This is a genomic window from Variovorax sp. 54 (assembly GCF_002754375.1).
Lineage (GTDB): Bacteria > Pseudomonadota > Gammaproteobacteria > Burkholderiales > Burkholderiaceae_C > Variovorax.
Map to the genome: position 1 here is coordinate 2,879,653 of NZ_PEFF01000001.1, position 24,815 is coordinate 2,904,467.

Annotated in this window: 33 protein-coding genes and 1 tRNA gene; 11 read left to right on the top strand and 23 right to left on the bottom strand. The window is 65.6% G+C overall.

Features of this window, described 5'->3' with window-relative positions; translation table 11 throughout:
* The first annotated feature begins 10 nt into the window (after window positions 1-10).
* Window positions 11-460, top strand: a complete 450-nt coding sequence (locus CLU95_RS13310) for a MarR family winged helix-turn-helix transcriptional regulator (RefSeq protein ID WP_099793782.1) — start codon at window positions 11-13, stop codon at window positions 458-460.
* Here CLU95_RS13310 and CLU95_RS13315 read toward each other — a convergent pair.
* On the bottom strand, window positions 448-1,224 hold the full coding sequence (locus CLU95_RS13315; RefSeq protein ID WP_099793784.1) for an SDR family oxidoreductase: 777 nt from the start codon (window positions 1,222-1,224) through the stop codon (window positions 448-450). The two genes, CLU95_RS13310 and CLU95_RS13315, sit on opposite strands and share 13 nt — an antisense overlap.
* Before the next feature lie 123 nt (window positions 1,225-1,347).
* Between CLU95_RS13315 and CLU95_RS13320 the strand changes: the two genes are divergently transcribed.
* Together CLU95_RS13320 and CLU95_RS13325 are read left to right on the top strand one after the other, a co-directional pair.
* Window positions 1,348-2,277, top strand: coding sequence for a LysR family transcriptional regulator (locus CLU95_RS13320; protein ID WP_099793786.1), 930 nt, complete (start codon window positions 1,348-1,350; stop codon window positions 2,275-2,277).
* Between the two features lie 71 nt (window positions 2,278-2,348).
* Window positions 2,349-3,383 carry a Bug family tripartite tricarboxylate transporter substrate binding protein gene (locus CLU95_RS13325; RefSeq protein WP_099793788.1) on the top strand — a complete coding sequence of 345 codons (1,035 nt, stop codon included), beginning with the start codon at window positions 2,349-2,351 and terminating at the stop codon, window positions 3,381-3,383.
* Window positions 3,384-3,399: 16 nt separating this feature from the next.
* Here the strand turns inward: CLU95_RS13325 and CLU95_RS13330 are convergent, their stop codons facing one another.
* Window positions 3,400-3,729 carry a DUF1840 domain-containing protein gene (locus tag CLU95_RS13330; protein ID WP_099793790.1) on the bottom strand — a complete coding sequence of 110 codons (330 nt, stop codon included), beginning with the start codon at window positions 3,727-3,729 and terminating at the stop codon, window positions 3,400-3,402.
* Between the two features lie 17 nt (window positions 3,730-3,746).
* The gene (locus CLU95_RS13335; protein WP_099793792.1) at window positions 3,747-5,018 is read right to left on the bottom strand and encodes a class I SAM-dependent methyltransferase; all 1,272 of its coding nucleotides are present in this window, start codon (window positions 5,016-5,018) and stop codon (window positions 3,747-3,749) included.
* 117 nt (window positions 5,019-5,135) lie between these two features.
* On the opposite strand from CLU95_RS13335, the gene CLU95_RS13340 reads away from it, so the two are divergent.
* The 6 genes from CLU95_RS13340 to CLU95_RS13365 are packed head-to-tail and all read left to right on the top strand — an operon-like array spanning window position 5,136 to window position 12,085.
* The gene (locus tag CLU95_RS13340) at window positions 5,136-7,520 is read left to right on the top strand and encodes a bifunctional salicylyl-CoA 5-hydroxylase/oxidoreductase (RefSeq protein ID WP_099793794.1); all 2,385 of its coding nucleotides are present in this window, start codon (window positions 5,136-5,138) and stop codon (window positions 7,518-7,520) included.
* Between the two features lies 1 nt (window position 7,521).
* Window positions 7,522-8,001 carry a MarR family winged helix-turn-helix transcriptional regulator gene (locus CLU95_RS13345; RefSeq protein WP_099793796.1) on the top strand — a complete coding sequence of 160 codons (480 nt, stop codon included), beginning with the start codon at window positions 7,522-7,524 and terminating at the stop codon, window positions 7,999-8,001.
* The gene (locus tag CLU95_RS13350; RefSeq protein WP_099793798.1) at window positions 7,998-8,852 is read left to right on the top strand and encodes an enoyl-CoA hydratase family protein; all 855 of its coding nucleotides are present in this window, start codon (window positions 7,998-8,000) and stop codon (window positions 8,850-8,852) included. The genes CLU95_RS13345 and CLU95_RS13350 overlap by 4 nt, the downstream gene beginning before the upstream one ends.
* An 8-nt stretch (window positions 8,853-8,860) precedes the next feature.
* Window positions 8,861-10,054, top strand: coding sequence for an acyl-CoA dehydrogenase family protein (locus tag CLU95_RS13355; RefSeq protein ID WP_099793800.1), 1,194 nt, complete (start codon window positions 8,861-8,863; stop codon window positions 10,052-10,054).
* Window positions 10,055-10,058: 4 nt separating this feature from the next.
* Entirely contained in the window at window positions 10,059-11,690 is a 1,632-nt protein-coding gene (locus CLU95_RS13360) for an AMP-binding protein (RefSeq protein WP_099793802.1), read from the top strand.
* Complete coding sequence (locus tag CLU95_RS13365; protein WP_056576966.1) at window positions 11,687-12,085, top strand: RidA family protein; 399 nt, start codon at window positions 11,687-11,689, stop codon at window positions 12,083-12,085. Before CLU95_RS13360 ends, CLU95_RS13365 begins: the two co-directional genes overlap by 4 nt.
* Before the next feature lie 203 nt (window positions 12,086-12,288).
* Here CLU95_RS13365 and CLU95_RS13370 read toward each other — a convergent pair.
* The 18 genes from CLU95_RS13370 to rplN form a co-directional block, all read right to left on the bottom strand.
* Window positions 12,289-12,365: transfer RNA gene (locus CLU95_RS13370), tRNA-Met, on the bottom strand.
* An 18-nt stretch (window positions 12,366-12,383) separates the two neighbouring features.
* Window positions 12,384-12,782, bottom strand: a complete 399-nt coding sequence (gene rplQ / locus CLU95_RS13375; RefSeq protein WP_056576970.1) for a 50S ribosomal protein L17 — start codon at window positions 12,780-12,782, stop codon at window positions 12,384-12,386.
* A gap of 86 nt (window positions 12,783-12,868) precedes the next feature.
* Window positions 12,869-13,858: a DNA-directed RNA polymerase subunit alpha gene (locus CLU95_RS13380; protein ID WP_056576973.1), complete on the bottom strand. Its 990-nt coding sequence runs from the start codon at window positions 13,856-13,858 to the stop codon at window positions 12,869-12,871.
* A gap of 142 nt (window positions 13,859-14,000) precedes the next feature.
* Complete coding sequence (gene rpsD / locus CLU95_RS13385; RefSeq protein ID WP_056576976.1) at window positions 14,001-14,624, bottom strand: 30S ribosomal protein S4; 624 nt, start codon at window positions 14,622-14,624, stop codon at window positions 14,001-14,003.
* A gap of 130 nt (window positions 14,625-14,754) precedes the next feature.
* Window positions 14,755-15,159, bottom strand: coding sequence for a 30S ribosomal protein S11 (gene rpsK, locus CLU95_RS13390; RefSeq protein WP_009124825.1), 405 nt, complete (start codon window positions 15,157-15,159; stop codon window positions 14,755-14,757).
* A gap of 12 nt (window positions 15,160-15,171) precedes the next feature.
* On the bottom strand, window positions 15,172-15,537 hold the full coding sequence (gene rpsM, locus CLU95_RS13395) for a 30S ribosomal protein S13 (RefSeq protein ID WP_013544105.1): 366 nt from the start codon (window positions 15,535-15,537) through the stop codon (window positions 15,172-15,174).
* Window positions 15,538-15,560: 23 nt separating this feature from the next.
* Window positions 15,561-15,674 (bottom strand): 50S ribosomal protein L36, encoded by a 114-nt coding sequence (gene rpmJ, locus CLU95_RS13400; RefSeq protein ID WP_013544106.1) that lies wholly within the window; start codon window positions 15,672-15,674, stop codon window positions 15,561-15,563.
* 64 nt (window positions 15,675-15,738) lie between these two features.
* A complete protein-coding gene (secY, locus tag CLU95_RS13405; protein WP_056576979.1) occupies window positions 15,739-17,052 on the bottom strand; it encodes a preprotein translocase subunit SecY in 1,314 nt (437 codons plus the stop codon).
* A gap of 27 nt (window positions 17,053-17,079) precedes the next feature.
* Complete coding sequence (rplO, locus tag CLU95_RS13410) at window positions 17,080-17,511, bottom strand: 50S ribosomal protein L15 (RefSeq protein WP_099793804.1); 432 nt, start codon at window positions 17,509-17,511, stop codon at window positions 17,080-17,082.
* Window positions 17,512-17,522: 11 nt separating this feature from the next.
* Window positions 17,523-17,705: a 50S ribosomal protein L30 gene (gene rpmD / locus CLU95_RS13415; protein WP_019653974.1), complete on the bottom strand. Its 183-nt coding sequence runs from the start codon at window positions 17,703-17,705 to the stop codon at window positions 17,523-17,525.
* A 35-nt stretch (window positions 17,706-17,740) separates the two neighbouring features.
* Window positions 17,741-18,259, bottom strand: coding sequence for a 30S ribosomal protein S5 (gene rpsE, locus CLU95_RS13420; RefSeq protein ID WP_099793806.1), 519 nt, complete (start codon window positions 18,257-18,259; stop codon window positions 17,741-17,743).
* A gap of 18 nt (window positions 18,260-18,277) precedes the next feature.
* On the bottom strand, window positions 18,278-18,643 hold the full coding sequence (gene rplR / locus CLU95_RS13425; protein WP_056577252.1) for a 50S ribosomal protein L18: 366 nt from the start codon (window positions 18,641-18,643) through the stop codon (window positions 18,278-18,280).
* Window positions 18,644-18,657: 14 nt separating this feature from the next.
* Complete coding sequence (gene rplF, locus CLU95_RS13430) at window positions 18,658-19,191, bottom strand: 50S ribosomal protein L6 (RefSeq protein ID WP_099793808.1); 534 nt, start codon at window positions 19,189-19,191, stop codon at window positions 18,658-18,660.
* 24 nt (window positions 19,192-19,215) lie between these two features.
* Window positions 19,216-19,611 carry a 30S ribosomal protein S8 gene (gene rpsH / locus CLU95_RS13435; protein WP_056516708.1) on the bottom strand — a complete coding sequence of 132 codons (396 nt, stop codon included), beginning with the start codon at window positions 19,609-19,611 and terminating at the stop codon, window positions 19,216-19,218.
* Window positions 19,612-19,631: 20 nt separating this feature from the next.
* Window positions 19,632-19,937, bottom strand: a complete 306-nt coding sequence (rpsN, locus tag CLU95_RS13440; protein ID WP_099793810.1) for a 30S ribosomal protein S14 — start codon at window positions 19,935-19,937, stop codon at window positions 19,632-19,634.
* Window positions 19,938-19,945: 8 nt separating this feature from the next.
* Window positions 19,946-20,485, bottom strand: a complete 540-nt coding sequence (gene rplE / locus CLU95_RS13445) for a 50S ribosomal protein L5 (protein ID WP_056576993.1) — start codon at window positions 20,483-20,485, stop codon at window positions 19,946-19,948.
* A gap of 11 nt (window positions 20,486-20,496) precedes the next feature.
* Window positions 20,497-20,829 (bottom strand): 50S ribosomal protein L24, encoded by a 333-nt coding sequence (gene rplX / locus CLU95_RS13450; protein ID WP_062474813.1) that lies wholly within the window; start codon window positions 20,827-20,829, stop codon window positions 20,497-20,499.
* Between the two features lie 12 nt (window positions 20,830-20,841).
* On the bottom strand, window positions 20,842-21,210 hold the full coding sequence (rplN, locus tag CLU95_RS13455; protein ID WP_009124801.1) for a 50S ribosomal protein L14: 369 nt from the start codon (window positions 21,208-21,210) through the stop codon (window positions 20,842-20,844).
* A 269-nt stretch (window positions 21,211-21,479) separates the two neighbouring features.
* Here rplN and CLU95_RS13460 point away from each other — a divergent pair, with 269 nt between their 5' ends.
* Both CLU95_RS13460 and proC read left to right on the top strand, forming a co-directional pair.
* Window positions 21,480-22,604 carry an esterase-like activity of phytase family protein gene (locus CLU95_RS13460; protein WP_373670041.1) on the top strand — a complete coding sequence of 375 codons (1,125 nt, stop codon included), beginning with the start codon at window positions 21,480-21,482 and terminating at the stop codon, window positions 22,602-22,604.
* Window positions 22,601-23,458 carry a pyrroline-5-carboxylate reductase gene (gene proC, locus CLU95_RS13465; RefSeq protein ID WP_099793814.1) on the top strand — a complete coding sequence of 286 codons (858 nt, stop codon included), beginning with the start codon at window positions 22,601-22,603 and terminating at the stop codon, window positions 23,456-23,458. The genes CLU95_RS13460 and proC overlap by 4 nt, the downstream gene beginning before the upstream one ends.
* A 6-nt stretch (window positions 23,459-23,464) precedes the next feature.
* Here the strand turns inward: proC and CLU95_RS13470 are convergent, their stop codons facing one another.
* On the bottom strand, window positions 23,465-23,932 hold the full coding sequence (locus tag CLU95_RS13470) for a MaoC/PaaZ C-terminal domain-containing protein (RefSeq protein ID WP_099793816.1): 468 nt from the start codon (window positions 23,930-23,932) through the stop codon (window positions 23,465-23,467).
* Window positions 23,933-23,947: 15 nt separating this feature from the next.
* Window positions 23,948-24,811, bottom strand: a complete 864-nt coding sequence (gene ubiA / locus CLU95_RS13475; RefSeq protein ID WP_099793818.1) for a 4-hydroxybenzoate octaprenyltransferase — start codon at window positions 24,809-24,811, stop codon at window positions 23,948-23,950.
* Window positions 24,812-24,815 lie beyond the last annotated feature (4 nt).

The following is a 24,815-nucleotide window of genomic DNA, read 5'->3' on the forward strand; positions in this document are numbered from 1 at the left end:
ACGAACGTCCATGGACCCGCTTTTCTTCAAGCTGGTGCGGGTGGTCAACCTCACGGCGCGGCCGTTCCATGAGCGCGTGGGTCGCGAGCACCAGCTCACGCTGAACGAGTGGCGCACGCTGGCCGTGCTCGCCACGCAGCCGGGGCTCACGGGCGCGCAGGTGGCCGACCTCACCGGCCTGGACAAGATGGCCGTGAGCCGCGCGCTGGCGGGCCTGAAGCGCCACAAGCGCGTGCAGCGCCGCGGCGACCCGACCGACCAGCGCTGCAGCCGGCTCTACCTCACGGCCGCCGGCAAGGCGCTGCACGCGACGGTCGGCGCGCTGGGCCGGCAGCGCGAGGCCGAGCTGTTCGCGGGCGTCGATGCGGGCGAGCTGGCCCGGCTGAGCGCGACGCTCGACACGCTGATCCGCGCGGTGGAGCGCGCGCCCGACCACATCACTGTCGATCAGACCGTGTAGCCGCCGTCCACGCTCAGGCTGGCGCCGGTGACGAAGCCGCCGTCGGGGCCCACGAGGTAGGCGACCATGCCGGCGATTTCTTCGGCACGGCCGTGGCGCGGCAGCACCATCACGTCGTGCATCGAGGCGGCACGCGGGCCGGTGGCGGGGTTCATGGCGGTGTCGATGGGGCCGGGCTGCACGTTGTTCACCGTGATGCCGCGCGGGCCGAGGTCGCGTGCCAGGCCGCGCGTGAGGCCGACGATGGCGGCCTTGCTCATCGCGTAGACGCTGGCGCCCGCGTCCAGCACGCGCTCGGCGTTGATGCTGCCGATGTTGACGATGCGACCCGTGCCGTCGCCCATGTGGCGCGCGGCAGCCTGGACGGCCACGAAGGTGGCGCGCACGTTGACGTCGATGGTGCGGTCGAAGTCGTCGAGCGAGAAGGTGTCGAGCTCGCCGCCAAGGTACACGCCGGCGTTGTTCACCAGGATGTCGAGGCGCTCGAAAGCGCGCGCGCCCTGGGCAATGGCGGCCGTCAGCGCGGCGGCGTCGCCGGCGTCGGCACGGATGGCCAGCGCGCGGCCGCCGGCGGCCTGGATTTCGCCGGCGAGCTTCTCGGCCTCGGCCTGGGCACTGACGTAGGTGAAGGCCACGGCCGCGCCGTCGCGCGCCAGCCGGCGCACGATGGCGGCGCCGATGCCGCGCGAGCCGCCGGTGACGAAGGCGACCTTGCCGGCCAGGACGGGAGAAGACGACGAAGAGGACACAGAGGTGGAAGCCATGATTTTTCCGATCAGTTGGAGGAGGAAGGCCTTCAGTGTCGGAATTCCATTCCCTTTGCGGTAGCCATCAATCGGCCCGATCAGATTCAACCCAAAGTTGAAGATGAGCGCCAGAATCGCGGCATGGAACCGCTCAATCACCTCGAATCCTTCGTGCAGAGCGCCGAGGGCGGCAGCTTCTCGGCGGCCGCGCGGCGCCTGGGGCTGACGCCGGCAGCGGTCAGCAAGAACGTGGCGCGGCTCGAGGCGCGGCTGGGCGTGCGGCTGTTCCAGCGCAGCACGCGGCGGCTCACGCTGACCGAGGCCGGCGAGCGCTTCCTGGCGCAGGTCGGCGGCGCGCTGGCCACGCTGCAGGACGCGGTGGCGGGCCTTGCGCAAGACGACGGCCAGCCCTCGGGCACGCTCAAGGTGAGCATGGGCCAGGCCTTCGGGCGCGAGCACGTGCTGCCGTTCATGGGCGACTTTCTGGCGCGCTACCCGGGCATCGTGCCCGACTGGCATTTCGACAACCAGCAGGTGGATCTGATCGGCGAGGGCTTCGACGCGGCCATCGGCGGCGGCATCGCGCTGTCGCCCGGCGTGGTGGCGCGCGAGCTGGCGCGCATCCATGTGGTCGCGGTGGCGGCGCCGGCCTACCTGGCGGGGCGCGCGCTGCCCGCGCATCCGGCCGAGTTGGCGCGCTTCGACGTGCTGCTGCGCCGCTCCTCGCCCACGGGCCGGCTGCGGCCGTGGACGCTGCGGCATGCGAGCGGCGAGGAAACCATGGTCGAGTTGCCGACGCGCCCGCGCGCGATCTTCAACGACCCCGAGGCGATCGCGCAGGCGGCGCTGCTGGGGCTCGGCGTGGCGATGCTGCCGATGCCTTTCGTGGAACGCGGCCTGCGCAGCGGCGCGCTGGTGCGGCTGCTGCCCGCGTGGTACCAGGATTCGGGCGCCGTGTGGATCTACTACCCGAGCAAGAAGCTGCTGCCGCCCAAGACGCGGGTGTTCGTCGACTTCGTGCTGGCGCGTTTTCGCGAGGCGCAGTTCGCGCAGCGGATGCAGGTGGGTTGAGCGACATCCACCCTCACAGGCCGGGGTTTTTACCCGCGACGCCTGCGACGCCCCCCTGTACAAAGACGCGCATGACTTCTATCTCCCGCTCTTCTTCCACCGCTTCATCTACCCGCCGCTTCGCACTGGTCGCCACGGCGGCGGCCACCCTCGCGCTGCTGGGCGGCGCCGCGCACGCCCAAGGCACCTGGCCGACCAAGCCGGTGCGCATCGTCGTGCCCTTCGCGGCCGGCGGCACCACCGACATCCTGGCGCGCGCGGTGGCGCCCGAACTCTCGAAGGCCTTCGGCCAGCAGTTCATCGTGGACAACCGCGCAGGCGCCGGCGGCAACGTGGGCGCCGAGATCGTCGCGCGCTCGGCCAACGACGGCTACACGCTGCTGATGGGCACGGTGGGCACGCACGGCATCAACCGCGCGCTGTACCCCAAGCTGCCCTTCGACCCGATCAAGGACTTCGCGCCCATCACGCTGGTGGCCGCGGTGCCGAACGTGATGGAGATGAACGCCGAAACAGCCAAGAAGCTGAACATCCACAACGTGCAGGATTTCATCAAGTACGCCAAGGCCAACCCCGGCAAGCTGAACATGGCATCGAGCGGCAGCGGCACCTCGATCCACCTGGCAGGCGAACTCTTCAAGAGCATGACCGGCACCTTCATGGCCCACATCCCGTACAAGGGCTCGGGCCCGGCGCTGCTGGACATGGTGGGCGGCAATGCCGATGTGATGTACGACAACCTGCCTTCGTCGATGGCGCAGATCAAGGGCGGCAAGCTCACGGCGCTGGCCGTGACCAGTTCGCAGCGCTCGCCCGCGCTGCCCGACATTCCGACGGTGGAAGAAGCCGGCGGCCCTGCGCTCAAGGGCTACGAGGCGAGCTCATGGTTCGGGTTGCTGGCGCCGGCTGGCACGTCGCCCGAGATCGTGAACCGCATCCAGCAGGAAGTCGCGAAGTCGCTGGGCACGCCGGCGATCAAGGAAAAGATGCTGGCCCAGGGCGCGATCCCGAGCGGCAATTCGCCGGCAGACTTCACGAAGCTCATTGCGAGTGAGCACGTGAAGTGGGCAAAAGTCGTGAAAGAGTCCGGCGCAAAGGTGGACTGATCACGAGCCGGGGGGCTCAGGTCCCCCAGGTCACATCCTTGCTCTCGGCCTGTGAGTCCTTGAGCATGTGCAGCAGCGGCGCGGCGCGCTGGTGCAGGCCGACATGCTGCTTCTCTGCGTCGGCGTCGTGGCCTTCCACGGCGTGGTCGTCGTGGTTGTGCGCGGCGGGCTTGGTGCTTTCGCGGGCCAGTGCGGCCTCGAGGGCGGCGATGGCGCCGGGAATCTGCTCGACCGTGATGATGCCCTGCGGCGCGGCCGGCTTGCCGACGATGTCGAGCAGTTGGCGCGCATGCACCTCGAGCATCACGAAATCAGGGGCAGCCCGGGATTTGAAGCGGTAGAGCATGGTGCTGGTGTCCTCACTTATTTGTAGATGTAGTCACGGGCAAAAGGGTACACCGATTGCGCGCCGCGCAAGACACCTGCGCGCCCTACATTGCCGTCAGGCTTTGTCGACAGCATCTGGTGCAGCGAGATCCAGCCCTGCTCGAAGCTCATCGCCGAGCCCGCGAGGTACAGGCGGTAGGCACGCAGCACGCGCTCGGCGTTCTCGCCCTGGCGGCCACCGCTGCGACCCAGCACCTCGCGCGCGGCATCGAGCTGCGCCTCGAGCGCATCCGACCAGGCCCACAGCGTGCGCGCGTAATGCGGGCGCAGGCTCTCGGTGTCGACCATCTCCAGCCCGGCCGCCGCGGTCTCGCGCAGCACGTGCGTCACATGCAGCAGCTCGCCGCCGGGGAAGATGTACTTCTCGATGAAGTCGCCCATGCCCGCACCGAGCTGGCGGTAGTTCAGCTCGCCCGAGGTGATGCCGTGGTTGAGCACCAGCCCGCCCGGCTTGAGCAGCGTGTGAATCTTGCGGAAGTAGGTCGGCATGTTGGCCGCGCCCACGTGCTCGAACATGCCCACCGACGAGATCTTGTCGAAGGGCTGGTCGTCGGGCAGCTCGCGGTAGTCGCGCAGCTCCACGCGCACGCGGCCCTGCAGCCCTTTTTCTTCGATGAGCCGCTGCACATGCGCATGCTGGTTCTTTGACAGCGTGATGCCGGTGGCGTCCACGCCGTAGTGCTCGGCCGCCCACAGCAGCAGCGCGCCCCAGCCCGAGCCGACGTCGAGGTAGCGCTCGCCGGGCTGCAACATGAGCTTGCGGCAGATGTGGTCGAGCTTGGCTTCCTGCGCCTGCGCCAGCGTGAGCTCGGGCGTGCGGAAGTAGGCGCATGAATAGACGCGGCGCGGGTCGAGCCACAGCGCGTAGAAATCGTCGGAGACGTCGTAGTGGAACTCGATCTGCGCGGCGTCCTTGCGCAGCGAGTGCGAGCCGCGCGACTTGGCGCGGTGCTGCAGGCGGCTCCACCAGCTGGTGTCGGTCTCGGCGGGGTTGCCGGGCAACAGGCCGACGGTGGCGTCGATCAGGTCGCGCATGGCGCCCTCGATCTGCACCTTGCCCTCGACGTAGGCCTCGCCGAGGGCCCCGACCTGCCGGCCGGCCAGCTTGGCCAGCACCGACCACTCCTTGAAAGCCAGCGTCACGCGTGAACCCGCCTGGGCGACCCGGCGCCCGTCGGGCAACTCCAGTGCGATGGGCACGGGCAGCGAGGCCAGCTGCGACTCGATCTTGGGTATCAAGTGTTGCATGGGGCCATGGTATTGATTTTTCCAAGAATTTGCATGACATCGCACCGGCGAGCGGGTCGGGCCTCTGCTGAGAACCCCTCGTTGACAACAGATCGTTTATGCCTAAACTATTCAACCATGAACAGCTTGACCACCCCCCGCCTCGCGCCCGCCTCGGACCTCCAGCGCATCCTGTGCATCGGTGGGGGTCCGGCCGGCCTGTATTTCGCCCTGCTGATGAAGGCCCGCAACCCGGCGCTGCAGATCACGGTGGTGGAGCGAAACCGCCCCTTCGACACCTTCGGCTGGGGCGTGGTGCTGAGCGACCAGACGCTGGGCAACCTGCGCGCGGCCGACGGCCCCACGGCCGCGCTCATCGGCAACGAGTTCCACCACTGGGACGACATCCAGGTCTTCTTCAAGGGCCGCCAGGTGCGCTCGGGCGGCCACGGCTTCTGCGGCATCGGCCGCAAGCGCCTGCTGAACATCCTGCAGGAACGCTGCCTCGAACTCGGCGTGGAACTGGTCTTCGAAACCGACGCCACCGACGACCAGGCGATTGCCGCGCAGTACAAGGCCGACCTCGTGATTGCGAGCGACGGACTCAACAGCCGCATCCGCCAGCGCTACGCCGATGTGTACAAGCCCGACGTCGATCTGCGCAACTGCCGCTTCGTATGGCTGGGCACGCACCAGACCTTCGACGCCTTCACCTTCGCCTTCGAAGAAACGGAGCACGGCTGGTTCCAGGCGCATGCCTACCAGTTCGATGACAAGACCTCGACCTTCATCGTCGAGACGCCCGAAGCCGTGTGGAAGGCCCACGGCCTCGACCAGATGGAGCAGCCCGAGGCCGTCGCCTTCTGCGAGAAGCTGTTCGCCAAGTACCTGGGCGGCCACGCGCTCATCAGCAACGCCACGCACCTGCGCGGCTCGGCCAACTGGATTCGCTTTCCGCGCGTGGTGTGCGAGCGCTGGACGCACCGCATCGACGTCGACGGCCGTTCGGTGCCCGTGGTGCTCATGGGCGATGCCGCGCACACGGCGCATTTCTCGATCGGCTCGGGCACCAAGCTCGCGCTCGAAGACGCGATCGACCTGGCCAACGAATTCGAACAGGGCGGCACGCTCGACCATGTGCTCGAAGGCTATGAAGCCCGCCGCAGCGTCGAGGTGCTGAAGATCCAGAACGCCGCGCGCAACTCCACCGAATGGTTCGAGAACGTGCCGCGCTACACGGGCATGGAGATCGAGCAGTTCGCGTACTCGCTGCTCACGCGCTCGCAGCGCATCAGCCACGAGAACCTGCGCGTGCGCGACACGCAATGGCTCGGCGGCTACGAGCAGTGGCTCGCGGGCGGCAAGGCGATGGCGCCGATGCTGATGCCGCTGAAGGTGCGCAGCCTCGAACTCAAGAACCGCATCGTGGTTTCGCCGATGGCCACCTACAGCGCAGTCGACGGCGTGCCGCAAGATTTCCTGCTGGTGCACCTGGGCGCACGCGCCCTCGGCGGCGCCGCGATGGTGTGCGTCGAGATGACGAGCCCGACGCCCGAAGGCCGCATCACGCCAGCCTGCACGGGCCTGTACAACGACACGCAGCAGGCGGCGTTCAAACGCATCGTCGACTTCGTGCACACGCAGTCGAGCGCGAAGATCGCGATCCAGCTCGGCCACAGCGGTCCCAAAGGCTCGACGCGCGTGGGCTGGGAAGGCACCGACGAGCCGCTAGCAAGCGGCAACTGGCCGGTGCTCGGCGCGAGCGCCCTGCCCTATGGCGAACAGAACCAGCTGCCGGCCGCGATCACGCGCGCCGAGATGGACACGCTGCGCGACCAGTTCGTCGATTCGACGCGCCGCGCCGTCGAATGCGGCTTCGACTGGCTCGAGCTGCACTGCGCGCACGGCTACCTGCTGTCGGCCTTCATCAGCCCGCTCACCAACCAGCGCACCGACGCGTACGGCGGCGGCATCGAAGCACGCTGCCGCTACCCGCTCGAAGTGTTCCGCGCGATGCGCGCCGTGTGGCCGGCCGACCAGCCGATGAGCGTGCGCATCTCGGCACACGACTGGGCGCCCGGCGGCAACACCGATGCCGACGCCGTGGTGGTCGCGCGCCTCTTCAAGGAGGCCGGTGCCGACTTCATCGACGTGTCTTCCGGCCAGACCACGCGCGACGCCAAGCCCGTGTACGGCCGCATGTACCAGACGCCGTTCGCGGACCGCATCCGCAACGAGGTCGGCATCTCGACCATCGCGGTGGGCGCCATCACCGACGCCGACCAGGCCAACAGCATCATCGCGGCCGGCCGCGCCGACCTGTGCGCCGTGGCGCGCCCGCACCTGGCCGACCCCGCCTGGACGCTGCACGAAGCCGCCAAGCTGCAAAGCCGCGACGTCGACTGGCCCAAGCAGTACCTGAGCGGCCGCGACCAGATGTACCGCGAGATCGCCAAGCAGCAGCAGATCGCCGCGGCCACCGCCGCCGCAGGCCGCGCGGCCGACACCGAAGAGACCCACTGACATGGACCTCGAAGCACGCGCCCACAGCGAGCACCCCGAGGCGCTGCGCCTCTGGCTGCGCATGCTGACCTGCACGCAGCTGGTGGAAAAGCAGGTGCGCAACGGACTGCGTGCGCAGTTCGCCACCACGCTGCCGCGCTTCGATCTCATGTCGCAACTCGAGCGCTCGCCCGACGGCCTGAAGATGAACGAGCTCTCGCGCCGCATGATGGTCACGGGTGGCAACGTCACCGGCATCACCGACCAGCTCGTGACCGAAGGGCTGGTGGAGCGCATCAACGTCGAAGGCGACCGCCGCGCCTGGCGCGTGCGCCTCACACCGCGCGGACGCAAGCTCTTCAACGAGATGGCGCAGCAGCACGAAGACTGGATCGTCGAGGCTTTTTCAAGCCTCGCCCCCAAGGAGATCGCGCAGCTTCACAAGCTGCTCGGCAAGGTCAAGCAACATTCACACAGCAGCCAATTGGCGGAGACCGCATGAAGCACTACATCGGCGCAAGCAATCCCATGCGCGCGCAATTCGAACCCAAGGCCGACTACAAGGCCGAGCACTTTGCCTGGCGTTTCGAGGCCGGCGTCGGCACCATCACGCTGAACCGCCCCGAGCGCAAGAACCCGCTGACCTTCGACTCGTACGCCGAGCTGCGCGACCTGTTCCGCGCGCTGACCTACGCGACCGACGTGAAGGTGATCGTCATCACCGGCGCCGGCGGCAACTTCTGCTCGGGCGGCGACGTGCATGAAATCATCGGCCCGCTCACCGGCATGCGCATGCCCGAGTTGCTCGAGTTCACGCGCATGACGGGTGACCTCGTGAAGGCCATTCGCAACTGCCCGCAGCCCATCGTCGGTGCCATCGACGGTGTGTGCGCCGGCGCCGGCGCGATGATCGCGCTGGCCTGCGACCTGCGCTACGGCACGCCCGCCACGCGCACCGCGTTCCTCTTCACCCGCGTGGGTCTGGCCGGCGCCGACATGGGCGCCTGCGCACTGCTGCCGCGCGTGATCGGCCAGGGCCGCGCTTCGGAGCTGCTGTTCACCGGCCGCGCCATGACCGCCGAAGAAGGCCAGGCCTGGGGCTTCTTCAACGCACTGCACGACAGCGCCTCGCTGCTCGACGCCGCCACCAAGGTGGCGCGCGACCTGGCCGAAGGCCCGAGCTTCGCGCACGGCATGACCAAGACCATGCTCGCGCAAGAGTGGTCGATGACCATCGACCAGGCCATCGAGGCCGAAGCGCAGGCGCAGGCGATCTGCATGCAGACCGAAGACTTCAAACGCGCCTACGAGGCCTTCGCGGCCAAGCGCAAGCCGGTGTTCGGCGGAGACTGACGCGCATCATGATGACCAAGATCCCCGCCCCACCTTCGACCGCGCACCTCGCGCTGCCGTTCTTCGACGACGCGCACCGCGCGCTCGCCAACGACCTGCTGCCCTGGTGCGCCGCCCAGGAGATCGATGAGCGCGACGACCGCGCCGCCTGCCGCGAGTGGGTGCGCCGTCTCGGCGACGCCGGCTGGCTGCGCTACGCGGTGCCCGGCAGTGCCGGCGGCGCGCTCGAACGCCTCGATTCGCGCGCGCTCGTGCTGCTGCGCGAAACGCTCGGCTACCACTCGCCACTGGCCGACTTCGCGTTCGCGATGCAAGGCCTGGGCAGTGGCGCGATCACGCTGGACGGCACGCCCGAGCAGCAGTCGCAGTACCTCACAGCCGTGGGCCAGGGCAAGAAGATCGCGGCTTTCGCGCTCAGCGAACCCGAGGCCGGCTCCGACGTGGCAGCGATGGCGATGCGCGCCGAGCCCACCGCCGACGGCTGGTGCCTGAACGGCGAGAAGACCTGGATCAGCAACGGCGGCATCGCCGACTTCTACTGCGTGTTCGCGAAGACCGATCCCACGGCTGGCACGCGCGGCATCACGGTGTTCATCGTCGACGCGACGACGCCGGGGCTCGACACCTCGGCCCACATCGACGTGATGGCGCCGCACCCGCTGGCCACCTTGCGCTTCGACAACTGCATCGTGCCGCGCACGGCGCAGCTGGGCACGCTGAACGGCGGCTTCAAGCTCGCGATGCGCACGCTCGACATCTTCCGCGCGTCGGTGGCTGCCGCCGCACTCGGCATGGGACGCCGTGCACTGGCCGAAGCCATCGCGCATGCCAAGGGCCGCCGCATGTTCGGCCAGACGCTGGCCGACTTCCAGCTCACGCAGGCCAAGCTCGGCGAGATGGCCGCGCTGATCGACAGCGCCGCGCTGCTGACCTACCGCGCCGCGTGGATGCGCGACGACGCCGAGCGCCGTGGCGCGCCGGCGGTCGGCGATGTGTCGGCGGCTGCCGCCATGGCCAAGATGTGCGCCACCGAGAACGCGAGCCGCGTGATCGACATGGCGCTGCAGATGCATGGGGGCCTCGGCGTGAAGGTCGGCACCAAGATCGAAAGCCTGTACCGGGACATCCGCTCGCTGCGCATTTACGAAGGCGCGACGGAAGTCCAGCAACTGATCATCGGCAAATCCGTTTTGCGGGGGTGAAATCGTGTCTGCCCAAGTCGATCGCTTCGTTCATGACCGCCTGCCGCCTGCTGCGCAGTTGCCGGTCTTTCGCTACGACCTGCCCGAGCTGCAGTTCCCCGACCAGCTGAACCTGGTCGAGGAGCTGCTGGACAAGGCGGTCGCCAAGGGCTTCGGCGACCGGCCGATGCTGCGCTCGCCCGCCGGCGTGCTCACCTACGCCCAGGCGGGCGTCGAGGTGAACCGCATCGCCCAGGTGCTGGTCGAGGATCTCGGGCTGGTGCCTGGCAACCGCGTGCTGCTGCGCGGCGGCAACTCGGTGTGGATGGCGCTGTCGTGGCTGGCCGTGGTCAAGGCCGGGCTGATCGCAGTGGCGACGATGCCGCTGCTGCGCGCCAAGGAGCTCGGCGAGATCATCGAGAAAGCGCAGCCCGTGGCCGCGCTGTGCGAAGGCCGCCTGCTCGAGGAGCTGGTGACTGCACAGCAGGCGCACCCGGTGCTCGCTACGGTGATTGCCTTCAACCAACCTGATGCCCCGGATTCACTGTCGGCACGCGCGGCCGGCAAAAGCGGCGTGTTCCCCGCCTGCCCCACGGCGGCCGACGACATCGCGCTGCTCGCCTTCACCTCCGGCACCACGGGCAAGCCCAAGGCGCCCGTCACCACGCACCGCGACGTGGTCGCCATGTGCCAGACCTGGCCGCGCCACGTGCTGCGCGCGCGCAGCGACGACATCGTGGTCGGCACGCCGCCGCTGGCCTTCACCTTCGGGCTCGGCGGTCTGCTGATCTTCCCGATGTGGGCCGGTGCGTCGGTGTACTTCCCGGACGGATCGTTCTCGCCCGAAGCGCTCGTGAAACTCATCAACGAGGTCGGCGCGACCCTCTGCTACACCGCGCCCACCTTCTATCGCCAGATGGCGCCCTTCGTCCGGCAGCACGGAGCGCCAAGCCTGCGCATCTGCGTGAGCGCAGGCGAGGCGCTTCCCGACGCCACGCGCCAACTCTGGAAGGACACCACTGGCATCGAGATGCTCGACGGCATCGGCGGCACCGAGGTGTTCCACATCTACATCTCGGCCGCCGGCGACGACGTGCGCCGCGGCGCCGTCGGCAAGGCGGTGCCGGGGTTCACGGCGAAGGTGGTCGACGACCAGGGCAACGAAGTGCCGCGCGGCACGGTCGGCAAGCTGGCGCTGCAAGGGCCGGTCGGCTGCCGCTACCTCGACGACGCGCGCCAGGCCGACTACGTGAAGAACGGCTGGAACTACCCCGGCGACTCGTTCGTGCAGGATGATGACGGCTACTTCTTCTATCAGGCGCGTGCGGACGACATGATCATCACGGCCGGCTACAACGTCGGCGGCCCGGAAGTGGAAGACGCGCTGCTCAAGCACCCGGCCGTGGCCGAGTGCGGCGTGATCGGCAAGCCCGACGCCGACCGCGGCATGATCGTGAAAGCCTTCTGCGTGCTCAAGCCCGGCAACACCGGCGATGCAGCGATGGCGAAGGCGCTTCAGGACCACGTGAAAGCCACCATCGCCCCCTTCAAGTACCCGCGGGAGATCGAGTTCGTGACGGCGCTGCCGCGCACCGAAACCGGCAAACTCCAGCGCTTCAAATTGAGACAACTCAACAGCGAGACACCATCATCATGACGAACAAACTCATTCAGCCTCCCGGCTGGCTGCCCCCGAAGGGCTATGCAAACGGCATCGCCGCGCGCGGCACGCAAGTGTTCGTCGGCGGCCAGATCGGCTGGAATGCCCAGCAGCAGTTCGAATCCGACGACTTCATCGACCAGTGCGGCCAGGCGCTGCGCAACATCGCCGAGGTGCTGCGCGAAGCCGGCGCCGGCCCCGAGCACATGGTGCGCATGACCTGGTACGTGACGGACCGCGACGAGTACAGCCGTCGCCTGTCCGAGCTCGGCCCGGTCTACCGCGACGCGCTGGGCCGCAACTTCCCGGCCATGACCTGCGTGCAGGTGGCGGCGCTGGTGGAGCACCGCGCGAAGGTGGAGATCGAGGTCACGGCGGTCATTCCGGACTGATCTGAGTGGGCTGCGCGCCAGGCGCAGTCCCTCAGGCGCCTTCGCTGCGCACGTTCTCGAAGCCGGCCTCTTTGCGGGCCGGCCCAGAAACAGAAAAGCCCTCTTCACGAGGGCTTTCTTTTGCGTCGAATCTCGACCACGAATTTCCAAAAGAATTCGGCCAAAGAAAAAGGCCCTTTGATTTCTCAAAGGGCCTTTTAAATTGGTTGCGCGAGCAAGATTTGAACTTGCGACCTTTGGGTTATGAGCCCAACGAGCTACCAGGCTGCTCCATCGCGCGGCAAGTATAAATTATAGCTTATTCAGCGGCGTTTTGCTCAGCGCCAGCATCTTTAATTTCAGCACGGTCGACCAGTTCGACGAGCGCCATCGGGGCATTGTCGCCCACGCGGAAACCCATCTTCAGGATGCGGGTGTAGCCGCCCGGACGCGCTGCGAAACGCGGGCCGAGTTCGCCGAAGAGCTTGACGACGCTGTCGCGGCTGCGCAGGCGGTCGAAGGCCAGGCGCTTATTGGCGAGCGTGGGCTTCTTGGCGAGCGTGATCATCGGTTCGATGACGCGGCGCAGTTCCTTGGCCTTGGGGACCGTGGTCTTGATGACTTCGTGCTCGATGAGCGAATTCATCATGTTCTGCAGCATCGCAAGGCGGTGCGAGCTGGTGCGGTTGAGTTTGCGAAGTCCGTGTCCGTGACGCATGGTGCTTTTCCTTTACTTTATTAAACAGGCAGCCGTATCAGGTACTGCCCGGGCACGAGCCCTCAGGGGCTCAATTCAAACAAAAATCAACGCTTGTCGAGACCGGCCGGCGGCCAGCTTTCAAGCTTCATACCAAGGGTCAGACCGCGCGAAGCGAGGACTTCCTTGATTTCGTTGAGCGACTTGCGACCCAGGTTCGGGGTCTTGAGCAGCTCGTTTTCGGTGCGCTGGATCAGGTCACCGATGTAGTAGATGTTTTCGGCCTTCAGGCAGTTGGCCGAACGCACCGTCAGTTCGAGTTCGTCGACAGGGCGCAGCAGGATCGGATCGAATTGCTGGGCGCTGCGCGGTGCGGGTGCATCGAATGCAGCGAGTTCGCCGCCTTCGAGCTGCGCAAACACGGCGAGCTGTTCAACCAGGATTTTAGCCGATGCGCGAACCGCATCTTCGGCGCTGATCGCACCGTTGGTCTCGATCTCGACCAGCAGCTTGTCCAGGTCGGTACGCTGTTCGACACGGGCGCTTTCGACGGTGTAGCTCACGCGCTTGACGGGCGAGAACGACGCGTCCAGAACGATACGGCCGATCGACTTGGTCGGCTCGTCAGCGTAGCGGCGCATCGTGCCGGGCACATAGCCGCGACCCTTTTCGACCTTGATCTGCATGTCGAGCTTGCCGCCTTGCGACAGGTGCGCGATCACGTGGTCAGGGTTGATGATCTCGACGTCGTGCGGGGTCTGGATGTCCGATGCGAGGACCGGGCCTTCGCCGTCCTTGCGCAGGCTCAGCGTGACTTCGTCGCGGTTGTGGAGCTTGAACACCACGCCCTTGAGATTCAGCAGGATGTTGACGACATCTTCCTGCACGCCGTCGATCGACGAGTACTCATGCAGAACGCCAGCGATCGTGACTTCGGTGGCCGAGTAGCCGACCATGGACGACAGCAGAACGCGACGCAGCGCGTTGCCGAGCGTGTGGCCGTAGCCGCGCTCGAAAGGTTCGAGCGTGACCTTGGCCTTGTTGGCGGCAAGTTGCTCGACCTGGATGGTCTTGGGTTTCAGCAGGGTGGTTTGCATGCAGACTTCCTCTCAATACCCCCGGCTCGTTACACCGGTAAGGCTGGTGAAGCGCCTGATCCGCAACAGAGTGCGGAGCAGGAACGTGAACAACAATATCAATCTCCCGCCGGCGCAAAGACGCGCAGGCGGGTAGAGAAAATCAACGCGAATACAGTTCGACGATCAGCGATTCGTTGATGTCGGCTGCGAATTCGTCGCGATCCGGGACCTTCTTGAAGGTGCCTTCGGCCTTGTCGGCGTTCACATCGACCCATGCCGGCATGCCGACTTGTTGGGCGAGTTGCAGCGCTTCGACAATGCGGTTCTGCTTCTTCGACTTTTCGCGCACGGCGATCACGTCACCGGTCTTGACCAGGTACGACGGGATGTTGACCGACTGGCCGTTCACGGTGATCGCCTTGTGCGACACGAGCTGGCGTGCTTCGGCGCGCGTCGAGCCGAAGCCCATGCGGTAGACCACGTTGTCCAGGCGCGACTCAAGGATGAACAGCAGGTTGGCGCCGGTGTTGCCACGGCGGCGATCGGCTTCTTCGAAGTAGCGGCGGAACTGCTTCTCGAGCACGCCGTACATGCGCTTGACCTTCTGCTTCTCACGCAGCTGCAGACCGTAGTCGGAGGTGCGCTGACCCGAGGTGCGACCGTGCTGGCCGGGCTTGGAGTCGAACTTGGCCTTGTCCTGGATCGAACGGCGGGCGCTCTTCAGGAACAGGTCGGTGCCTTCACGGCGGGAAAGTTTGGCCTTGGGGCCGAGGTAACGTGCCACGGTATTTCCTTGGTGTCATCTGCCGCAGTTGCCTGCGGGAGCCGTCGGCGAATGTGCCGATGGCGGTGGGCTTAGTGAAAAAACAAATGCGCAGCCGCTCGAAAGCTGGCTGCGCCTTGCGGACTGACGATCAGATGCGGCGACGCTTCTGGGGACGGCAGCCGTTGTGCGGAACCGGCGTCACGTCGGCAATGGAATTGATCCGGATGCCGAGCGCAGCCAGGGCGCGCACCGACGACTCGCGACCAGGACCGGGGCCCTTGATCTCGACGTCGAGGTTCTTGATACCTTGTTCGACAGCAGCACGGCCGGCCACTTCGGAAGCGACCTGCGCAGCGAACGGGGTCGACTTGCGCGAGCCCTTGAAGCCCTGGCCACCCGACGAAGCCCACGACAGGGCGTTGCCCTGGCGATCGGTGATCGTGATGATGGTGTTGTTGAACGAGGCATGCACGTGGGCGATACCGTCCGCAACGTTCTTGCGAACCTTCTTGCGAACGCGCTGTGCGGCGTTGTTTGCAGGTGCTTTAGCCATGCTTGTCTATCCTTATTTCTTCAGGGACTGCGCAGCCTTGCGCGGACCCTTGCGGGTGCGGGCGTTGGTGCGCGTGCGCTGGCCGCGCATCGGCAGGCCGCGACGGTGACGGAAGCCGCGATAGCAGCCGATGTCCATCAAACGCTTGATGTTCATCGTCGTCTCGCGACGCAGATCGCCTTCGATCGTGAACAGAGCGATCTGGTCGCGGATCTTTTCGAGATCAGCGTCGGTCAGATCCTTGATCTTCTTCGAATATTCGATGCCGCTCGCTTCGCAGATTTGACGGGCGCGGGTGCGACCGATACCGAAAATGGCGGTCAGGCCGATTTCAGCGTGCTTGTGCGGCGGGATGTTGATGCCAGCAATACGTGCCATGTGCGTCCTCTAATACTCTTCAATCAACCCTGGCGCTGCTTGTGGCGCGGGTCGGTGCAAATCACACGCACCACACCTTTACGGCGGATGACCTTGCAATTACGGCAGATGGTTTTGACCGAAGCCGAAACTCTCATTTCATTCTCCTAAAACTGTTTAACGTGGCGGTCTACCGCCCGGACTCAATACTGAAACACAGCCCTACGATGTCTTGAAGTTAGCCTTCTTCAGCAGCGATTCGTACTGCTGGGACATCATGTAGTTTTGCACCTGGGCCATGAAGTCCATCGTGACGACCACGATGATCAGCAGGGAGGTACCACCGAAGTAGAACGGCACGTTGTACTTCAGGATCAGGAACTCGGGCAGCAGGCAGACGAAGGTGATGTACACCGCGCCGGCCAACGTCAGGCGAACCAGAATCTTGTCGATATAGCGAGCGGTCTGGTCACCCGGGCGAATGCCAGGAATGAACGCACCACTCTTCTTCAGGTTATCGGCCGTTTCCTTGCTGTTGAACACGAGTGCCGTGTAGAAGAAGCAGAAGAAAACGATCGCAGCAGCGTACAGCAGCACGTAGATCGGCTCGCCCGGACGCAATGCGCTGGCGATGTCCTTGATCCAGCGGAAGCCACCGTCACCAGCGCTGAACCAGCCCACCACCGTTGCCGGCAGCAGAATGATCGACGACGCGAAGATCGGAGGAATCACACCGGCCATGTTCAGCTTCAGGGGCAGGTGCGACGACTGACCGCCGTAGACCTTGTTGCCAACCTGGCGCCGCGCATAGTTCACGAGGATCTTGCGCTGACCGCGTTCCACGAACACCACGAAGTAAGTGACCAGCACCACGACAGCGATGATGAAGAGCGCGACGATGGGGTTCATCGCACCGGTCGTCACCAGCGAAGCCAGGCCACCGATGGCACCCGGGAGACCGGCCGCGATACCTGCAAAGATCAGGATCGAGATGCCGTTGCCCAGGCCGCGTTCGGTGATCTGCTCGCCGAGCCACATCAGGAACATCGAACCAGCGGTCAGGCTCACCATGGCGGTCAGGCGGAAGCCGAAACCGGGGGCGATCACCAGACCAGCCGACGATTCGAGGGCCACTGCGATGCTGAACGACTGGAACAGAGCCAGGCCGAGCGCGCCATAGCGCGTGTACTGCGTGATCTTGCGGCGACCGGCCTCGCCTTCCTTCTTCAATTGCTCGAAGGTAGGAAGCACGTAGGTCATCAGCTGCATGATGATCGACGCCGAGATGTACGGCATGATCCCCAACGCGAACACGGTGAAACGCGACAGCGCCCCGCCCGAGAACATGTTGAACAGGCTCAGAATGCCGCCCTGCTGGCCCTGGAACAACGCTGCCAGCTGGTCCGGGTTGATACCCGGCACAGGAATGTGCGCGCCAATCCGATAGACCACGAGCGCGAGCAGCAAAAAGACGAGCCGACGACGGAGGTCGCCGAACTTGCCCGTTTTTGCGATCGTTGCCGCGTTAGTTGCCACGAAGAACTTCTTTCAGTCCGAAGGTGATCAGGCGAAGCTGCCACCGGCTGCTTCGATCGCAGCCTTGGCACCAGCGGTCGCACCCACGCCCGTCAGCTTGACGGCCTTGGTGAGCTCACCGGTCTTGATGATCTTGACGACCTTGGCGAGCTGGCCCACGAGGCCGGCTTGCTTCAGTGCCAGGACATCGACTTCGGCCAGGCCGAGCTGCTCGAGAGCAGTCAGCGTGACTTCGGCGTTGTACTTCAGCAGGTGCGACTTGAAGCCACGCTTCGGCAGGCGACGCTGCAGCGGCATTTGACCGCCTTCGAAGCCGACCTTGTGGAAACCGCCTGCGCGCGACTTCTGGCCCTTGTGACCGCGACCTGCGGTCTTGCCGATGCCGGAGCCGATACCGCGGCCGACGCGACGCTTGGCGTGCTTGGCGCCAGCTGCCGGCTTGATGCCATTGAGTTCCATATCAGTCTCTCTTACAGAACTTTGACCAGATAACTGATCTTGTTGATCATGCCGCGCACTGCGGGCGTGTCTTGCAGCTCGCTCACGCTGTTGAGCTTGCGCAGGCCGAGGCCACGCACGGTCGCGCGATGCGATTCCTTGGTGCCGATCGGGCTCTTCACCAGCTGCACCTTGAGGGTTTGTTGTTGCGTCATTTGAATGCTTCCTTCAGCCTTGCGAGAGCTTGCGCTCAGGCGAAGATTTCTTCGACGGTGAGACCGCGCTTGGCAGCCACATTGCCGGCCGTCGTCGAGTTCTTCAACCCGTCGAGCGTGGCGCGAACCATGTTGTAGGGGTTCGACGAACCATGGCTCTTGGCCACGATGTCGGTGATGCCCATGACTTCGAACACGGCGCGCATCGGGCCGCCGGCGATGATGCCGGTACCCTTGGGGGCCGGATACATCACGACTCTGGCGGCACCATGATGGCCTTGCACCTGGTGGTGCAGCGTGCCGTTCTTGATCGCAGCCTTGAACAGGTTGCGACGGGCTTCTTCCATTGCCTTCTGCACGGCAGCAGGCACTTCCTTCGACTTGCCCTTGCCCATGCCGACGCGGCCTTCACCGTCACCGACCACGGTCAGTGCTGCGAAACCGAGGATACGACCACCCTTCACCACCTTGGTGACGCGGTTGATCGCGATCATCTTCTCGCGCAAACCGTCCTCAGGACCTTCGTTCTGCGTTCTTGCTTGAATCTTTGCCATTTTGAATCTCGTGTCCGATTAGAACTGCAGACCGGCTTCGCGGGCTGCCTCGGCCAGCGCCTTGACGCGGCCGTGGTAGGCGAAACCTGCGCGATCGAAAGCGACCTTCTCGACGCCGGCAGCCTTCGCCTTTTCAGCGATGCGCTTGCCGATGGCGGTGGCAGCGGCGGCATTGCCACCCTTGCCCGAGGCGCCGAGTGCTGCGCGCACTTCGGCTTCGGCGGTCGATGCGGTTGCGATCACCTTGGTGCCGTCGTCGGAGATGACGGTGGCATAGATGTGCAGGTTGGTGCGGTTCACCGTGAGGCGAGCCACGCCCTGCGTCGCAATGCGGATGCGGGTCTGGCGCGAGCGGCGAAGACGCTGTGCTTTTTTGGTCAACATCATTTTGCTGCCCCTTACTTCTTCTTGGTCTCTTTGATCACGATCTTCTCGTCCGAATAACGGATGCCCTTGCCCTTGTAAGGCTCAGGCGGACGAACAGCGCGGATCTCAGCGGCGATTTGACCAACGCGCTGACGGTCAGCACCCTTGATCACGATTTCGGTCGGGGTCGCGGTGGTCACCGTGATGCCTTGCGGCATGTCGATGTTGACCGGGTGCGAGTAACCGACTTGCAGGTTCAACTTGTTGTTGGACGCTGCAGCCTTGTAGCCGACGCCGACCAGGTTGAGCTTCTTCTCGAAGCCCTTGGTCACGCCAACCACCATGTTGTTCACCAGCTGACGGATCGTGCCGCTCATCGCATTCGCTTCACGCGATTCGTTGGCGGGCTCGAAGCTCAGCTTGCCGTCATTGCTGACGACATTCACCAGCGCATTGCGAGCCAGGTTGAGCGTGCCGCCCGTGCCCTTGACGCTGATCTGGTCTTCCTTGATCGACACATCCACACCTGCGGGGATGGCGACCGGCATTTTTCCTACTCGGGACATTTCAGTAACTCCTCGATGTCTCGGTTAGGCGACGTAGCACAGAACTTCGCCACCGACACCGGTAGCGCGAGCCTTGCGGTCGGTCATCACGCCCTGGGGGGTCGTGACGATCGCAACGCCGAGGCCGTTCTGGACTTGCGGGATGGCAGCGCTGGCCTTGTAGACGCGCAGGCCGGGGCGGCTCACGCGCTCGATACGTTCGATGACCGGGCGGCCAGCGTAGTACTTCAGCGTGATGACGAGTTCGGACTTGCCGGCATCGGTCTTCACTTCGAAGCCGTCGATGTAGCCTTCGTCCTTCAGGACTTGTGCAATCGCAGCCTTCACCTTGGAAGACGGGATCGACACAGTGGGCTTCGCCACCATCTGCGCGTTACGGATACGCGTCAGCAGGTCGGCAATGGGATCACTCATGCTCATGTTGTTTGCTCCTGCCTGGCTTACCAGCTGGCCTTGGTGACACCGGGGATGTCGCCAGCGAAAGCCAGTTCACGGATCTTGGCGCGAGCCAGACCGAATTGACGGAAGGTGCCACGGGGGCGACCGGTGATTGCACAACGGTTGCGCTGGCGCGTGGGGTTCGCGTTGCGCGGGAGCTTCTGCAGGGCCAGACGGGCCACTGCACGCTCTTCGTCGCTCTTCTTCGCGTCGTTGGAAATTGCCTTCAGCTCAGCGTGCTTCGCAGCGAACTTGGCAACCAGCTTGTCGCGCTTGAGTTCGCGCTGGATCAAAGATTGTTTGGCCATGGTTCGCCTCAGTTCTTGAACGGGAAACGGAAGCCAGCGAGAAGCGCCTTGGCTTCTTCGTCGGTCTTGGCCGTCGTCGTGATGCTGATATTGAGACCGCGCAGGGCGTCGACCTTGTCGTACTCGATCTCAGGGAAAATGATCTGCTCTTTGACGCCGATGTTGTAGTTGCCACGGCCGTCGAATGCGCGACCCGAGATACCACGGAAGTCACGCACGCGGGGCAGGGCCACGGTGACGAAACGGTCCAGGAACTCGTACATGTGCACGCCACGCAGCGTGACCATGCAGCCGATCGGCTGGTTTTCGCGGATCTTGAAGCCGGCGATGGCCTTCTTCGACTTGGTGACCACAGGCTTCTGGCCAGCGATCTTGGTCAGGTCGGCGACAGCGTTGTCGAGGACCTTCTTGTCGGCGACTGCTTCACCCACACCCATGTTCAGGGTGATCTTGGTGAGACGCGGAACTTGCATCGGCGACTTGTAGCCGAACTTTTCCGTCAGGTCTTTCGCGATCTTTTCGCGATAGTGTTGTTGGAGACGTGCCATGTGAGTACCTCTTAGGCGAACTTGATTTCGTCGCCGCTCGACTTGAAGACGCGAACAGCCACGCGCTTGCCGTCGGCACCTTGGGTGACCTTGATGCCCACGCGATCGGCCTTGCCGGTCGCAGCATTGAAGATCGCCACGTTGGATTGGTGAATAGGCATGGTCTTCTCGACGATGCCACCGGTCGTGCCCTTGAGGGGGTTCGGCTTGGTGTGCTTCTTGACGAGGTTGATGCCGTCGACGATCACATGCGAATCGTCTGCGCGCAGCGACACGACGCCGCGCTTGCCCTTGTCACGACCGGCCAACACGATGACCTGGTCGCCTTTGCGAATCTTGTTCATGGCGTTGTGTCCTTAGAGAACTTCGGGTGCCAGCGACACGATCTTCATGAACTTCTCGGTGCGCAGTTCGCGCGTGACCGGTCCGAAGATGCGGGTGCCGATAGGCTCCAGCTTGGCGTTGAGCAGCACGGCGGCATTGCCGTCGAACTTGACGAGCGAACCGTCAGCACGACGGATGCCCTTGGCGGTGCGGACCACCACTGCGCTGTAGATCTCGCCCTTCTTGACGCGACCACGCGGAGCGGCTTCCTTGATGCTGACCTTGATGACGTCGCCCACGCTAGCGTAACGCCGCTTGGAGCCACCGAGCACCTTGATACACAGGACGGATTTCGCGCCCGTGTTGTCGGCCACTTCGAGCCGGGATTCAGTTTGGATCATTTCTTGATATTCCCAACTTGTACCGATGAGCCTCCAGGAGGGAGACACCGCGGTCAGTCTTGGGCCCGTCGTCCACACCTCGAACCACTCGAGGCATTTCCGCTTTGGGCTGAAAGCTTCGCCTTTTGAAAGCGAAGCCCGCGATTGTGGCACCCATGTCCGGGGATGTCAACTGCCTCATTACACGAACTTCGACTGCCGCTAGACTTTGTGGCGTGCGCGCCCCCAACCTCCCCCTCATTTCGCCGCCTTCTGTGCGGCGCCGACGCCTGCTGACGGGCGGGGCGGGCCTGCTGGGGCTGGGATCACTGGGACTCGCGGGATGCGGCAGTCCAGCACCGGTGCTGGACACCGGCCGGCTGCAGCGCTTGGGGGAAGCCCACTGGGCGCACCGACGCTCTATAGAAAACACCACGGCAGGCGGCCTCTCAGGCATCGACTACGACCCGGTCAAAGGTGAGTACCTGCTTCTCAGCGACGACCGATCAGATCTGGCCCCCGTGCGCTGCTACACCGCCAGATGGCCCCAGCCGGCCGACGCCGCCCCCGAGCCCACCGGCGTTGTTCAGTTGCAACGCCCCGGTGGCGGCCCCTGGCCCGGGCGGCGCCAGGCGGTCGCCGGCCTGCCCGTTCCCGACCCCGAAGCCCTGCGCCTGCGCCCCTCGGCCGGCACCTTGCTCTGGACCAGCGAAGGCGACATTACCCGCGGCTTCGGCCCCGCCCTTTATGAATCAGCGCGCGACGGTCGCTTTCTGCGCGAATTCACCCTGCCGCCGATGTTCGCCCCGGACCCGACCCAGCGCCGCGGCCCGCGCGACAACCTGACGTTCGAAGGCCTGGCCCTCGCGCCCGACGACCGCTCCGCCTGGCTCGCGATGGAAAACGCCCTGATCCAGGACGGCCCGACCCCGACCACCTCCGCCCCCGGTGGCCCCTGCCGCTTCACCCAGGTCGACCTGTCGACCGGCCGCGCCGTGCGCCAGATCGCCTACGTGCCCGACGCCATCCCGCTGCGCCCGCTCGTGCCGGGCACCTACGCCGACAACGGCGTGAGCGAGGTGCTGATGCTCGACGCCCACCGCATGCTGGTGCTGGAACGCGCTTACGCCACGGGCGCCGGCAACTCGCTGCGCCTGTACGAGATCGACACCCGGGCCGCCGACGACGTGCTCGCCATCGATGCCCTCGCGCCCGGCAACCACCGCCCGGTCGCCAAGACGCTCGTGGCCGACTTCGCCACGCTCGGCCTCTCGCGCCTCGACAACAGCGAGGGCATGTGCTGGGGCCCACCGCTGCCTGACGGCCGCCGCCTGCTGGTGGTCGTGAGCGACGACAATTTCAACCCGCTGCAAGTGACGCAGTTCGCCGCCTTCGCCTACACCGACCGACCATGACCATCGCCGTGACCTTCCTGCCCCGCACCGCGCCGGGCCCTCTGCCCCCCATCGCCTTCATCGGCGGCGGCAACATGGCCAGCGCCATCATCGGCGGCCTGATCCAGCAAGGCGTCGCGGCCGACAACTTCGAGGTGGTCGAACCGTTCGACGATGCCCGCACCAAGCTGGCCCAGTCTTTCGGCATCGTCGCCAAGGCCGAGGCCACCGAGGCCCTCGCGCGCTGCGACGTGGTGGTGTGGGCCGTCAAGCCCCAGACCTTCGCAGGAGCCACGCGCCCGGTGCGCGCCTTTGCCGGCGACGCCCTGCACCTGAGCGTGGCCGCGGGCATTCCGTCCGACAGCATCGCCCGCTGGCTCGGCACCGAGCGCGTGGTGCGCGCCATGCCCAACACGCCCGCGCTGGTGGGCAAGGGCATGACCGGGCTGTTCGCACGGCCGGGCGTCGAAGGCGCCGACCGCGCCCGCGTCGGCCAGTTGCTGGCGCCGACCGGCGAGCTGATCTGGGTCGATGCCGAACCCGCGCTCGACGCGGTGACCGCGCTGTCGGGCTCGGGCCCCGCCTACGTGTTCTATTTCATAGAGGCGATGACCGAAGCCGGCGTCGAGATGGGCCTCACGCCCGACCAGGCCCAGCGGCTGGCCATCGGCACCTTCACCGGTGCCTCGGCGCTGGCGCACAGCGCGACCGAGCCGCCATCGGTGCTGCGCGAACGCGTGACGTCCAAGGGCGGCACCACCTACGCGGCGATCACCTCGCTGGAAGGCGCGGACGTCAAGGCGCAGTTCAAGACCGCCATCCGCGCAGCGCAGACGCGGGCCGCCGAGCTGGGCGAGGAATTCGGCCGCGGTTGAAGCGGCTCAGCCAGCGAGCGCACGCGGGCCGAGAAAGAACAGCCACTCGGCCGCCAGCGTGACCGTGCCGTCCTCGAGTTCGAGCAGCACCTCTTCCTTCAACAGGAAACCGTCTTCTCCCTTGGGCGTCGCGCTGAGAATGCGCACCCGTGCCCGAAAGCGCGCACCCACCGGCATCGGCCTCGCGAAGCGCAGGCGGTCGAAGCCGTAGTTCAGCGCGTGGTTCGAATCGAAGGGCAGCAGCGTGCGCATCGCCTCGCCGGTCAGCCGGATCAGGTGCGAGACCTGGAAAAAGCCCGGCACGATCGTTCCGCCGTAGCTCGCCTCGCGGGCTGCGCGCTCCGGATCGAGGTGGATCCACTCGCCTTCACCATCGCCCGAGAGCACCGCGTACTGGTCGACCATCTGCTGCGTGATGGCATGCCACTCGGACAGGCCCTCCTGGCCGATCTTCTGTGTCAGGCGGTCGAGCATGTGCGTCCTCTTGCTTTATCGGATGACATAGCCGGCCACGATGCCGACGAACACCGCGAAACCCAGCCAGTGGTTTTCGCGGAAGGCCTTGAAACAGCCGTCACGCGTGCGGTCATGGATCAGGCGCCAGTGCCAGAGCGCCTGGGCCACCGCCACGGCAATGCCCACATAGAAGAGCACTCCCAGCGACCGGCTGGCACCGGCCCAGATCCAGACCGCCAGGAAGATCGCGTAGCTGGCCATCACCGCCGCCACGTCGAAACGGCCGAAGGTGATGGCCGAAGTCTTCATGCCGATCTTCAGGTCATCGTCGCGATCCACCATCGCGTACTCCGTGTCATAGGCCAGCACCCAGAACAGGTTGCCCGCCAGCAGCCACCAGGCAAAGGCCGGCACCGTCGACTGCACCGCGGCAAAGGCCATCGGGATGCCGAAGCTGAAGGCGATGCCCAGCACCGCCTGCGGGATCGACACGAAGCGCTTGGCGAACGGGTAGATCAGCGTGATCGCAAGGGCCGCGAACGACCACAGCACGGTCGCGCGGTTGGTGGTGAGCACCAGCCCGAAGGACAGCAGCGCCAGCACCGCGCCCAAGCCCAATGCCTCCTTGACCGACATCGCACCGCTCGTCACGGGCCGCTGGGCCGTGCGCTTCACATGGCGGTCGAACTCGCGGTCGGCCACGTCGTTGACGCAGCAGCCCGCGCTGCGCATCAGGAACGTACCGAGCGTGAACACCACGACGAGGTGCCAGCCGGGCCAGCCATCGGCCGCGAACCAGAGCGCGCCCAGCGTGGGCCACAGCAACAACAGCCAGCCGGCCGGCCGGTTCCAGCGGATCAGATCGAGGTAGAGCGCAAAACGGCGGGCGAGAGGCATGCGA